Annotated in this window: 9 protein-coding genes; 3 read left to right on the top strand and 6 right to left on the bottom strand. The window is 44.4% G+C overall.

All coding sequences use genetic code 11. The annotated features are described in order from the left end of the window. Nucleotides 1-118: 118 nt before the first annotated feature. Nucleotides 119-1,630 carry a glycerol kinase GlpK gene (gene glpK / locus FFM70_RS09865; RefSeq protein ID WP_137616692.1) on the top strand — a complete coding sequence of 504 codons (1,512 nt, stop codon included), beginning with the start codon at nucleotides 119-121 and terminating at the stop codon, nucleotides 1,628-1,630. Nucleotides 1,631-2,113: 483 nt separating this feature from the next. Next, the gene (locus FFM70_RS09860; RefSeq protein WP_137616691.1) at nucleotides 2,114-4,021 is read left to right on the top strand and encodes a hypothetical protein; all 1,908 of its coding nucleotides are present in this window, start codon (nucleotides 2,114-2,116) and stop codon (nucleotides 4,019-4,021) included. Nucleotides 4,022-4,087: 66 nt separating this feature from the next. Here FFM70_RS09860 and FFM70_RS09855 read toward each other — a convergent pair whose 3' ends face one another. After that, nucleotides 4,088-5,146: a WxLIP family cell surface protein gene (locus FFM70_RS09855; protein ID WP_137616690.1), complete on the bottom strand. Its 1,059-nt coding sequence runs from the start codon at nucleotides 5,144-5,146 to the stop codon at nucleotides 4,088-4,090. Between the two features lie 561 nt (nucleotides 5,147-5,707). On the opposite strand from FFM70_RS09855, the gene FFM70_RS09850 reads away from it, so the two are divergent. Beyond that, on the top strand, nucleotides 5,708-7,609 hold the full coding sequence (locus FFM70_RS09850) for a hypothetical protein (protein ID WP_137616689.1): 1,902 nt from the start codon (nucleotides 5,708-5,710) through the stop codon (nucleotides 7,607-7,609). Between the two features lie 94 nt (nucleotides 7,610-7,703). Here the strand turns inward: FFM70_RS09850 and FFM70_RS09845 are convergent, their stop codons facing one another. The 5 genes from FFM70_RS09845 to FFM70_RS09825 all read right to left on the bottom strand — a co-directional run bounded on the left by FFM70_RS09845 (nucleotide 7,704) and on the right by FFM70_RS09825 (nucleotide 13,022). Further along, nucleotides 7,704-8,456 (bottom strand): nitroreductase family protein, encoded by a 753-nt coding sequence (locus tag FFM70_RS09845; RefSeq protein ID WP_137616688.1) that lies wholly within the window; start codon nucleotides 8,454-8,456, stop codon nucleotides 7,704-7,706. Nucleotides 8,457-8,465: 9 nt separating this feature from the next. Next, nucleotides 8,466-8,876, bottom strand: a complete 411-nt coding sequence (locus tag FFM70_RS09840) for a hypothetical protein (protein ID WP_137616687.1) — start codon at nucleotides 8,874-8,876, stop codon at nucleotides 8,466-8,468. 96 nt (nucleotides 8,877-8,972) lie between these two features. Beyond that, nucleotides 8,973-9,281, bottom strand: a complete 309-nt coding sequence (locus FFM70_RS09835) for a hypothetical protein (RefSeq protein WP_137616686.1) — start codon at nucleotides 9,279-9,281, stop codon at nucleotides 8,973-8,975. A 137-nt stretch (nucleotides 9,282-9,418) separates the two neighbouring features. Beyond that, nucleotides 9,419-9,697: a type II toxin-antitoxin system RelB/DinJ family antitoxin gene (locus FFM70_RS09830; RefSeq protein ID WP_137616685.1), complete on the bottom strand. Its 279-nt coding sequence runs from the start codon at nucleotides 9,695-9,697 to the stop codon at nucleotides 9,419-9,421. 169 nt (nucleotides 9,698-9,866) lie between these two features. After that, entirely contained in the window at nucleotides 9,867-13,022 is a 3,156-nt protein-coding gene (locus tag FFM70_RS09825) for an SEC10/PgrA surface exclusion domain-containing protein (protein WP_137616684.1), read from the bottom strand. Between the last annotated feature and the right edge of the window lie 360 nt (nucleotides 13,023-13,382).

The raw sequence follows: 13,382 nt of genomic DNA, 5'->3' as shown, positions 1-13,382 counted from the left end.
GTTAACTAGCCGATTCAACCCAGCTGTTTATTCACAAAAATCACCCTACATGCTACTATTAAAACTAATGACAACGATTTCAATTAAAATAATGATTTAAAGATAGAAGGAAAACTGTATGACTGCCGAATATATCATGGCGATCGACGAAGGCACCACCAGTACTCGCGCAATTATTTTTGACCACGCTGGTCACCAAGTTGCCGACTCGCAACGTGAATTTCCGCAATACTTCCCCCAGCCAGGCTGGGTCGAACACAATGCCAACGAGATTTGGAATGCCGTTTCTTCCACAATTGCCAATGTTTTTATTAACTCGGGGATTCATCCGAGCCAGATAAAAGGCATCGGGATTACCAATCAACGTGAAACCACCGTTGTTTGGGATAAGAGGACCGGTCTCCCGATTTACAATGCCATTGTCTGGCAATCACGGCAAACGGCGCCCTTAGCAGAAAAACTCATTGATGACGGCGCGGGCGATTTAATTCATCAACATACCGGACTAGTCACGGATGCGTATTTCTCAGCGACGAAGATTCGCTGGATTTTGGACCACGTGCCTGGTGCCCAACAACGGGCCGAAAAGGGGGACCTGTTATTCGGCACCATCGATACTTGGCTCGTCTGGAAATTGACCGGCGGCGTCGCTCATGTCACTGACTATTCGAATGCCAGTCGGACGATGCTGTTCAATATTCATCAACTTCAGTGGGACGACGAAATTTTGAAACTGTTAAACATTCCACGAGCAATGTTGCCAGCGGTCCGTTCTAATTCCGAAATCTATGGCACCACGAAAGACTATATTTTTTATGGCAGTGCCATTCCAATCAGCGGGATGGCGGGTGATCAGCAAGCGGCCCTCTTCGGCCAAATGGCCTTTGAACCCGGCATGGTCAAAAACACCTATGGCACTGGGGCGTTCATCGTGATGAATATTGGTGAAAAGCCGCAACTCTCTGACAACAATCTGTTAACGACGATTGCTTATGGGCTGGATGCCAAGGTCACTTATGCGCTCGAAGGGTCCATTTTCGTCGCGGGTTCTGCCATTCAGTGGCTCCGTGATGGCATGCAACTGGTTGAGTCCGCGCCAGATTCAGAAGCGTTGGCCATGGAATCACATAATCATAATGAGATTTATGTCGTCCCCGCCTTCACGGGATTAGGTGCACCCTACTGGGATTCCAATACTCGTGGCGCAGTCTTCGGGCTAACACGTGGCTCAACCCGCGCCGACTTTGTGAAAGCCACATTGCAGTCCCTGGCCTATCAATCACGTGATGTCATCGATACGATGCAAAACGACGCTGGGATTGACATTCCAACGTTGAAAGTCGATGGTGGTGCCGCCCATAATGATTGGCTGATGCAATTTCAAGCTGACATCTCTAACGTTGAAATTCAACGCGCCGCCGACTTGGAAACGACCGCGCTAGGTGCCGCCTTTCTAGCTGGCTTAGCAGTTGGTTACTGGTCTGACTTAGATGAAATCAAAGCCGCGCATCAAACTGGTGACCAATTCTCACCCAAGATGGTGGCTGCTGAACGTGACAATCTTTATGCCGGTTGGCAAACCGCCGTTAAAGCAGCACAATTGTTTAAACATACGCCTTATAGTGATTAACCTAAAAAACTTCCCGAGCGGCTGCTCGAGAAGTTTTTTGGTTCATTAGCTAAATACACAGTATGCCTATCAGTCATCGGTGTCATTTTTTGAAGACCCTTACTGGCTCAAGTCCTTATCAATCAAGACAAAATTGACGTTACACTCTAGTTAGCTGCTTAACATAGATAAAGACATTTTCAGGATTGAAACGACTTATCTAACCTGTTTTGGACTTATACTAAGTACTGTCCACTCGTTAATTATGTAAACAATGATAGTGGTAATTAATTGCAGATATAGTTATAATAATAATGGTTAATCTGTTTGATTGTTCATCGCTATGATTAACGGCCAATTTACAAAATAATTATCAGTATTAGTTTTTTTATTCAACCAACCGTTTCCAGTTATGGATTCGTAACTTACTCGTCATTTTTCACACTCACACATAGACCTTACTATGGGGATCAACAACATTTTCTTTGGGGAGGATTCGTTCACATGTCAAAATACAAATTAGGCCAATGGCTACTAAGTTTAATACTCATCCTTGCAACCGTCGGAACTTTCACTCTCAGCGGTCAACGACTAACAATGCCAATTGAAGCGACTGCGGCCACGGTCGATGGCAAAGGTAAGCCCAGTGCGGCACCAATTGGCATGTTTGGATTTTATATTAATTCCGGCTTTAGTTTACAACCCACTGATCAGAGCTCATTTGTCGGCCATTCTAAGACCATGACAACGGCCGCTGTCCACTCAATGCTGAACAGTATCAACCTACTCGGAAGAGAAAATTTTCAATGGTATCAGTTAACCGATACTGGTGCCAAGTGGACTAAGGTCAGCGGCGGTACAAAAGCCAATCTAACGGTCACGCCAACGCAAGCTGGGACGGTCTACTATCAGCAAACTTTCCAATATTATGCCTTAACCGGACTCCTATCTTCAACTTACTACTCAAATGTTGTCGCTTTCAAAACGCTTGATCATCCGATTGATGCCACTAGCCTTCAGGTAACCGCCGATAGCGCTTATTTATACAATAATCAATCCGTCGCTGCCAGTACAACGTTACATGCTACGCCGACACCCGCCGATGCAACGGGTAACATCACTTGGAATATCGACAACCCAACCTTAGCGACGATCGATACGACAACTGGGGTCGTCACAGCGAACAGGTCTGGTAACAGTGGCACCGTTAAAGTCACCGCGACAATGACCAATGAAGATGGTACCCCAATTTCAGGATCGACCACTATTGAAATTGGTGGTGGCCTTGAGGATCAACACGTGACAGTTGGCCAAGCTGCGACCTTTAGCATTAAAGGGACTTCAGAAGCGACCCCAACAAAGGTCGTTTGGCACAAAATTGACACAAAGGGCAAGGATACCGTCATCGCGAACCAAAGTGGCATGACCTATACCACCCCCGCGACTACCAACGCCGACAACCAAACCAAAGTCTACGCCGCCATGAGCTTTCCAGACAGCGACGGAACCGAATCGAGCAAAAAGGAAAGTGTCATTACAACCAACCAAGCCACGCTGACTGTGCTACCAAACTTAAATCCCCAAGTCACAATTACGAGTAGCATGACCAACTTGGCGACTGATACCGGAAACACTGAACACCACTTAACCAATGTTATTGCAGGTGACAGTGTGCAGATCAGTGGGACTTTCGGTGATAGTAATCCCGACTCCAGCCTAACCAGCGGCGATTTCGCCATCACCCTGCCCGGCGATGCCACGGATACTTCCCTGTTGATTGATGGTCAAATGCCAATACAGAATCCACCAATGGCTGATGGCAACGGTAATGTCGTCATTAAGGTCACCAATATTAACTTTATTGACCACCAGACTCACACATTCCAACTAGGCTTCTCATCACATACGGTAACGAATAAGACCCTTACAACAGCTGTCAAACTCACTGGTCATAACGCCAATGGGACCGAAATCGGCAGTTACAGCGGCCCAGACTTGATCATTGATTTTATTGACGGCGCGTTACACGCCACCGCCGCCAACGTTGATTTTGGTAACTTAACCTACGCCAACGTTGGTCAGAAAATCACTGGGACGGTCAATGCCGACAATTTACTAACGGTTACGGACAATCGGCGTGACAAAGTTCGCTCGGTCATCACCCTACGCCAAAATGGGGCGTTTAATAACGGTAACCATGACCTTGCAGCAACGCTCTTCATGACTGAAGGCGACACTTCCCTAGCGCTTACCAATTCGGAGCAAACTGTCGTCGTGGCCAATAAGGGCGATACCGTGCCCTCTGTTAGTTCCAAAAATAATCAATACTTGAAATTACAATTGGGCAACGCCGCCATTATTCCAGGTAACTATACCACGACCCTCGATTGGGCTGTGACGGCGGCACCATAATCGATTGAAAAAGCATCGCTGGTCTCACTATCGAGATTAGCGGTGCTTTCATTTAGTTAGTTTTAATTAGTGATGACGATGATGACGATTACGGCTCAGTACCCAAATAATCAATCCCACTAGGATGACAATCACTGCAACAAGGCCGCCGATCAAGCCCCAATTGGTCTGCTTAACTGGTTTGTCCGGTAAGGCGGTCGTAGTCGTTGATTGTTGAGAACTTTTAGCCTGCGTTGATTTGACTGTAAAGGCTTTGGTGAAGCGCCATTGCCCCGTCCCGTCTGCAGCCTTAGCTTGTAAATGTAGCTGATACTTGCCAGGAGTCAAACGTTGGCTACCATCACCTAAGTTGAAGTAGAAACGACTATTAGGCGCAACCTTAAACTGACTTTTAGTTGTTTTCAATTGTTGCTTACTACTACCAACTTTCGTCACATAGCCCTCGATTTTTAAATTCGACATGACTACCGCTTGCGGATTTTGTAAGTGCGCCGAAATGTAAGTCTGATAACCGACTTTGTGCGACCCAGCACCTAATAGCTTCAGTTCAGGTTTAATCGTTGGTTTCGCCTGTTCACGCAATTGCAACCCAATCACGTATGAGAAACGATTCCGCACACTTACCCCAGCCTGCCCTTTTTTAGGCGTGGCCAGCCGCTGCTGGACGTTGATGCCACCTAACGCCACCCCGTCAAACCGTTTCTCAGGCACAGTTAATTTCAGCGTCACTTTTTTAGAGCGTTGCGCAGGTACCGTCACAGTTTTCGGACCGGTAACGGCATTAGCAATATTAAATTGTAGTGATGGATCAATTTCAGGATCAGCATTGCTATAAACGATGGTCCCGTTGTCCCCAGTCGTGGCTAAGTTCGTGGCAATATCATACTGATGAGCCACCTTGTCTGCATTCACTAAAATGATTGACAACGTCTGGGTTTGTTTGGGCGCGACCTTTAAATCAAAATACCCCAAGTCACGATCGACTTGATTTTTCGGTAACTCTGGCCGAACGGAGAAATTACTCGTCTCCGCCTGAGCCAGCAGCGACACACCAAACAGACTTAACCCCAGTATCAACCCTAAGCACCAATTTAAGCTTTTTAGCCAATTCTTTTTTCTTAGCATCCGCGAATCGTCCCCCAATACTCATTTGAGCACTGCCACGTCAGTTGTTGGGAAATTGTGTTTCTTCAACCCTATCGACAGTTACCCACTTTATTCACAATGTATCAGATTTAAGCTGAATTAACAATAGTTGCCAGGTCATATGTTGAAACTCTAGCCAAATTTGACCACTTCTCAATAAAGTTCCCCAAATATGAAAAACCGTTTAGCCTTACAATCCGTCAAATACGCTGTCAAGAATCGAGTGTGATTTAATAATTAATATTCCCTACCACTGCATTATTATGTCGACAATAACTGACTTTAGCATTTGCTAATGTTATGATTAAGGTGATGAACAATAACAGTGGTATTTGATTCGGTGTGTGAGTATAATAGTTTTTAGATAGTGTTTGTTTTGTCAACTTACATATGTGTTAATTGAAGCTTAAGACTTTTTTCGTATCTAATTATGAAAGCGAGACCAGCTTGAAATAACGGCCATGATTATATAAATTTCATTATTAATCTAGAAAATATAATTAGTCAAAATCATCAATGCTTTCGGGGGAGGAATTTGGTATGTTAGTGAAAAAGATTAGTCGGTGGGTATTAAGCACGCTGACTGTGATGTTAACCATTGGTGGTATGGTATGGGGTTTGGAGACCATGGCAACTTCGGTGCAGGCGGATGAAACAACTACACCCACCCCTCATGGCACACCCAGTGCTCCGCCAATCGGCTCATTTGGAATCTACATGAACACTGGTTACAGTCTGCAACCGACTAGTCAATATACTTTTGTGAACAATCCTAAAAAATTGACTACGGCCACTGTCCATTCAGTGTTAGACAACATCAACCTTTTTGGTAAAGATTATTTTACGTGGTATCAGTCAACTGATAATGGTGCTACTTGGCAAGCTGTCACAACGAACGGAACTAGTCAGGACCTAACTGTTACACCTACAGAAACTGGTACAACTTATTACCAACAGTCTTTCAAATACTACTCGACCCCTATTGCAGGCCTCACAGCGCCAACCTACTATTCGAATGTTGTATTCGTCAAAACACTTCCTAGTGCTGTCAGTGCGACCGGTTTAAACGTAACCACTAAAGACAATTATTTATACAACAACCAATCAACTGCTGCTACAACTTATGCGACGGCAACTCCGACCCCAGCCAACGCAACTGGAAATTTAACTTGGTCAATTGATAACAACAATTTGGCTACTATTAACCCAACAACTGGCGAAATTACAGCTAATAAAGATAATAAATCTGGTACGGTTAAAGTAACTGGTACCATGACTAATGATAAAACAGATTCAATATCGGCTTCCACTACTGTTGATATTGGCGGTGGCCTTGATGATCAAACGGTTGACCAGGGGAAGACAGCTACTTTCTCAATTCGAGGAGATTTTGGTACAACCCCTGATTCGATTGTTTGGCATAAGGTTGACACTAACAACAAGGATACCGTGGTTAGCGATGGCACTAGTACAACTTACACCACCCCAGCAACAACCGCAGCGGATGATAAAGCCAAGTACTACGCAGTTATTAAGGCTACAGTTGATAGTAATTCGAATACAATAACCACCAACCAAGCCACTCTTAATGTGCACATCGACCGAACCCCCAAAGTCATCATCACGAGCAAAATGGAAAATCTAACGAACAATGATGGCAATACCGACCATGAACTGACCAACGTCATGGCTGGTGATCAAGTCAAGATTAGTGGCACAATGAATGATGAAAACGGTGATTCGAACTTGGCTAAAGGAACCTTTTCACTAACGATGCCCGGCGATATCTCTAATACGACGCTATACATTGACGGTAAACAGTATAACTATGGTATGCCGGTACCTGACGGCAATGGTAACGCAGCCATTACTGCTAAAGACATCGATTTCACATCTCAAAAGCAGCATACGTTTGAACTTGATTTCACCTCGAACACCGCGACTAATACACCGTTTACTACCAATGCACAATTGCTCGGGACTGACAGTAGTGGGAATAGGTTAGACACGTATAACGGTGAAAAATTGACCATTAACTTTGTTGACGGACTATTGCATGCTGACGCTTCTAACGTTGACTTTGGAACATTAACCTACGCTGATGTAGGTGACCAAATCACTGGGAGTACCGATGGTGACTATTTACTAAAAGTTACTGACAACCGGCGAGATAAAAACGCTCAAATCATCACGCTCCGACAAAATTCCCCATTCAATAATGGAGGTCACGACCTGGCAGCGACTTTATCTTTTGATAACAACGGTAAGATAACACCATTAAATACTGCTGATCAAGAAATTGCCAGTACTAGGGATGATATGACAGTGCCTTCCATTGGACCAGATAATGGTCAAAGTCTAAAATTACAACTCGCAAATGCTCCCATTCAAGTAGGTAACTATGTGACAACACTTGACTGGACCATTACTTCCGCACCCTAGTTCACTAATTGAGCTATTTCAAAAAAAAAAATTCGTTAAGCTTTTTACACTAGCCTAACGAATTCTTTTTAATTACAGTCAATTCACTGACTGCTTAGTCCTCAATTTCCGGCAAGAACCCTGCCCGCCGTGCAATCTTTAAGAAGTCGCGTCGTTTGGCCGCAGTCCCTAATGCTTCGCGAGTCATATCCGCCAAGTGTTCATCACGGGCATTGCTGCCTCGTTGCTGATAGTAGGCATGCAGTTGTGCATCAAATTTATCCAGTTCAGCTTGATAAGTCTCCGGTTCGGCATAATGGTCTTTAAATAGCAACGCATCTAGCCCCAATCGTGGCTTGGTCTCTGGTTGACTAGCTGGATAGCCGATTTGAACGCCAAAGACCGGCAACGTCAACGCTGGTAACTGTAATAAATCAATAACGGCTTGGGTATCATTATTGATTGATCCCAGTACCACGCTACCCAAGCCGAGGCTTTCCGTGACCATCACCATGGCTTCAGTCATCAAGGTGGCATCTTCCACACTGCCCATGAACCGATCCAATTCGGTCAAGGCTCGCTTCGCGTCAGGGGTCGCCGCCAATTTGGCATTGCGGTGTTGATCCGCTAAAACAACTAACAATCGGCCTTTAGTTCCGACCGTGGCGCGCGTTGTTATTTTGCCTAAAGCCGCACGAGTTGTCGGATCAGTCACTTCAATCAAGCTATAGGCCTGCAAATACTGACTGGTTGGCGCATGTTGTGCAGTCGAGATAATCTTAGCTAAGGTGTCATCTGACACCGGTTGGTCGGTAAAATTGCGGTGCGTTCGGTGCGCTTCTAAAATATCGGTTACTGAGTTAGTCATTATTTCCTCCTATCCTGCGACAAGTTCGGTCGACCACTGCGTTAACTGTGGCAAGACGGCCACGTTCAAATTGAACACGATCCGCTCGCAAGTCTGGTCGATCTGAATACTTTGAAATAGCGGGTAACGTGTCCGCCCAGTCGATTGTTGCTGCACCACACTTAGCGTTGTCAGCTCATCTAAGGCCGTTTCTAGCAAGGTAATCGACTGCTTGGGGAAATACTCGCGTTGCAATTCCGGTGCGTCTAACGGCGTTCCCACCATCGATTCAATCTCACTTCTAGTCAGCAACAAACTTTCGGGATGCTCGGTAATTAGTCGCAGAAGTATTTTTAAAGTCAGTACCGCTTCAAACTCATTGCGAAAACGAAAACGAGTTTGAAAACGGCTCTGAATAAATTGTAACAATTCTTTTCTCAATGGAACCTTCCTCTCAAAAAACGTCTTGGTCTACGATAACACGTTCACAAACACGACACACGAAAAAAGGCACCAGCTTGACCTGATGCCATCGACTTACCCGATATGATTCTCTTTTAAAATTTGATCCACTTCTGCCTGCATTTCAGGCGTCTTTGTCCACTCTTCCCAATGATCCATGGATTCATCTGGGATTTCAAAATTTTCATTAATGTAAGCTTGGTACTTCTCCACGTGTGTTGAATGTGGAATATTCAGTTGCAAAATTCGCACCTGCTTAATGAATTTTCGTTCGGCGGCTAATTCTGCCCGGCCATTCATGACCATGTTGCCAATTTCCATGTAAGTTGTGCCATCGTTACGCGTAATTTCTTGAATCAAATCCAAGACTTCATGATTTTTCAAAACGAATCCCTCACTTCATTTTTTAGTATAGCGAGGGTTGGCGGTGGTGTCAAAAGTTGGTGCTGATTTGGCCACATCCAGCTGTGCGTCATTGACACTAACTCAATTTTTAATCACTGGATTTCAACTCACGTGATTTATTGTTCCCGATTGTCTAAAAGGTGCCGGTTATGGCCATTCTGATTATTGGTGACTTTCGTGAAGCGCCGGTTAAGTTCTGCCTGATTCGTTGCACTATAAAATGAGTCTTCAACTTCAAATGGCAAGCCGTCTTCTGCAATACTCTTCTTGATGAAGATCCTAATTGCGGCTGAAAGGCTGAGGTCCAATTCTTCAAACAGTTCCGTCGCCCGTTGCTTATCTTCTGTACTGATTTTGACAGAAATTGATGCTTTCTTCTTGCCGGTACCTGACATCGTGATCACCTCATAAATATGATAGTACGGAACAGCTGCGTTATCTCTTCGTTGAACTTTCATTTTTATCGTATTTAACCATCTAACTACTTAAATTAAACATTCCTGTTGGCTACAAAAAGCCCACCAATAACTGGTGAGCTTTAGTTAAATCAATCAAAATATAGCGTTAATGTTCTCGCCGAATGCCAGCGTATGTTAACAGACTAGTTAATCCTAATAAAACCAATCCCATTAAACTAGTTCCCATTGTAGTTTTTTCATCGGTTTGCGGTAACGTTGCCACTTGCTTGGCTTCTGTTGGTACAACAGTCAATGTATCAGCATGCTTCTGAACAGCCGGCATAACGATTGTTGCTTGACGAGCTGGCTGATTACCGGTCAATTGTAAAACAGTTTGATCAGGCTGCTGCTGTTTAGTCGTCGTAATTATCGTGGCATTTCCTGTTGCATAATGCCCATTAACCACTTTTTCAAGCTGAGCCTGATCCGAATTCGTTGTTTCAGTATTATCAGCGGCGGGCGCTTTAATCGTCGTTGCATTATTACTGTCAGGCTTTGACTGCTCCATCGTCGTTGAACCTGTATCACCAGTGCTTGGCTTATCCGTCGTTGAGCCTGTATCGCCAATGCTTGGTTTATCCGTTGTTGAACTTGTGTCACCAGTGCTTGGTTTGTCCGTTGTTGAACCTGTATTGCCAGTGCTTGGTTTGTCCGTTGTTGCATCAATAATTGTCTGTAAAGCCTTAGCTCGTTCGGTCACAACTTGAGCCCGAGCCTGCTTTAGTTTAGCTTCTGCTGTGCTAAGAGCCTCTTTTTGAACAGCTAAGTTCTTTGTCGCTTGGTCAACCTTATCAGTTGCTTCTGATAATACAAGATTAGTCTTTTCTAAATAATCTACTGCAGAATTGAAAGCGTCCGCGGCATTGCCCGCAGCTTTGCTCTTAGCATCAAAATCGGCTTGCGCAGTTTTGAGTTGTGCTTGTGCCATGTCTAAACTTGTTTGAGCCGCCGTAACCCCTTGTTGCGCTGCAACTAAGGCAACCTTTTTAGCACTCAAATTTTGCTGAGCATTCTGAGCCTGATCAAGTTGTGCTAACAACTGATCAAGTGTCTGTTGGTCACGTTTAGTCTGGGCCTGCGCCGCAACAACGTTAGCTTGTAAATCAGCAACTTGCTTATTTGTTTTGCTTACAGCCAAATCTTGGGTCTTAGCATCGCTGACTGTTCCCGCTAGAGTGACTTTTGCTTGCGCTAGTTTATTTTGACTGGCTGCTAAAGCTTTTTGAGCTGCAGTCGCAGTTGCTTGTAAAGCAGTCAACTTGGATTTAAGGCCTGCTAGTGTTTGTTCTAGGGTGGCTTGTTTCAGTTGACTAGCAGCCAACTGACTTTGTTGTGTTGCTAACGTTTGCTTCAAGTTCTGGGCATCGGCGTTAACTTCTTTTAACTGAATCTGAGCAGTTGACTGCCCGTCTTTGGCTTGTTTAACTTGATTTTGTGCCGCCTTGACGACTTGATTAGCAGATTCCACAGCCGCCGTTTGCTTCGTCAAAGTCGCCGTTAAAGTTTTAATTTCAGTCTTGAGAGTAGCTGAATCAACTACTGGACTGGATAGGGCCTTTGTGATGTTAAAACTGGTATTATTTGTCAGTGACTTGACTTGATCAGTTACGCTAAGAATGTGTAATTGACCCATGCTGTCATAGTCAACACCAAATGCCTCTTCGCTATATGGGTAGCCCGAGTCTACACCAGTAAGTGCGATTGAATGGCCAAATCCAGAAGCTTGATCATCAAACAGCATTGAAACAAACGAGTTATAGACTCCCGCTTTGAGCGTATCCATGGTTTGATCACCATAAATAAAACCAGCCGATGCGTTTTCATAAAGATTCTGACCAGGATAATCATATAAACCATAACTAACTGCGACCTGATTAATACGGTTAACGTTATGTCCTTTATAGATTGACCATTGATCTTGATCATAATAATTTGAGACTTGATTGGCAAAGTCTAATATATCAGCCGTTACGATGGTCTGCGGATTGCCGATTTGCGTTCGTACCTGGTTAATCAAGTTGACCGCAAATTCTGATAATTCTTGCCGCTGTGCTAGCGTTAACTGACCTGAATCAGCAACTTTAATCGCCGCATCAGCCGCATTTGAGTGATAAGTATTAGCTGGCAGACTGAGCCCCGGCTTCATCACTGCTTCAAGATTGGTAGCAGGTACTTTACCATCAACATAACTTTGGATTAAATCGTTAGTCATCCCTTTAGGAATCGTAATTGTATTCGCGACTGCATTTAATGTTGCCTTATCGCTATCCAACTTAGCCTGGGTTGTCGTTACCGCCGCTTGCCGCTGGTCGAGCTGTGTCTGAGCCACCGTAACAGCAGTGTTAGCCGTATTTAGCTTGTTAGTCGCTGCCGTTAAAGCTGTCTGGGCATCCGCCTGTTCTTTGGTCGTACCAGTCAGCGTTGCATTAGTCGTCTCAATTTCGGTTTTGGTTTGATCAATTTTTTGTTGATTAGTGGTAACTTGCTGGCTAGCTTGATCAACGGCCGCCTGCTGGGTCGCTACCAAATCAGAATTCATATTTGCTTGCTGTTGCTGGACACTTGCTTGTGCCACATCAACCGCTGTTCGCGCCGTTTTAACTTGTTGTTGTGCCTGGACTTGCTTTGCAGACGCAGCCTGTTGTTGCGTTTGACCAACATCTAAATTAGCTTGATTAGTCTGTTCGTTTTCCTTATCAGTCTTAATCTGTTGTTTTGTTACCGTTATTTTATTTTGAGTTTGTGAAATGCTGTCCGATGTCGCATTATCAGCTGTCGTTTGGGCTGCCTTAACTGCAGATTGAGCAGTTTCAGCACTTGAGGTAGCGCTTTCAACTGTATCCTGAGCAACAGCAACTTTAGCTTGGTTAGCTGTCACAGCCTGCTGAGCCTTTGTCGCACTTGTGTTAGTCGTCGTAGCTGCCTGCTGAGCCTGATTATAGTTATCTTGAGCAGGTGTCACTGCTTGGGCAGCGTCATTCTTCTCAGCTTGAGCATCACTCAAATCCTGTGTCGCTTGATCGACTGCCGTTTTGGCTGTAGTGACTGCTTTTGTCGCAGTAGTTTCTGCAGTCTTGGCAGCGACCACATTAGGGGCGGCCTCAACTTGATTCGCCTGATCTGTTGTTGCAGCCATTGTCTGTGTTTGCGGCACTTGCTGGACTGATTCACCCGTATCGGCATGAACTAACTGTGTTCCCCCGACTGAAAGCACACCCGCTATCGTTGCGGCCCCTGTGGCAATCTTGATTAATTTTTTCATTACAACTAAACACTCCTTTTGCTATAATTTTTGGCACAATTAATAGCTATTGAGAGTTGTTTCTATCTTTTAGATCCGTCCTAAAAAAGCCAATAGTTATTAACACATTTATAATACAACTATTAATAACTAGTTAGCAAAGTTTATTAAAAAATAATCAAAATTGGGCTGACAAACACTTTAATTACATGCATTGTCATCATACAATCGTGTTAATCACTAGTTTTTTAATTACAAAGCAATCGATTTGAAGTGGCTTCAACTAATACATTAAAAAGATTGCACAAAAAACTATCTGAGGGTGTCGCTTCGCTCGGCCCTCGTAATCATGATATGAAACGACCGCCTTTCCAGTTATAC

It is taken from the genome of Lactiplantibacillus nangangensis (assembly GCF_005405065.1).
Classification (GTDB): domain Bacteria; phylum Bacillota; class Bacilli; order Lactobacillales; family Lactobacillaceae; genus Lactiplantibacillus; species Lactiplantibacillus nangangensis.
The sequence above is the reverse complement of the archived record's forward strand: the minus strand, read 5'-3'. Positions and strand labels throughout refer to the sequence as shown.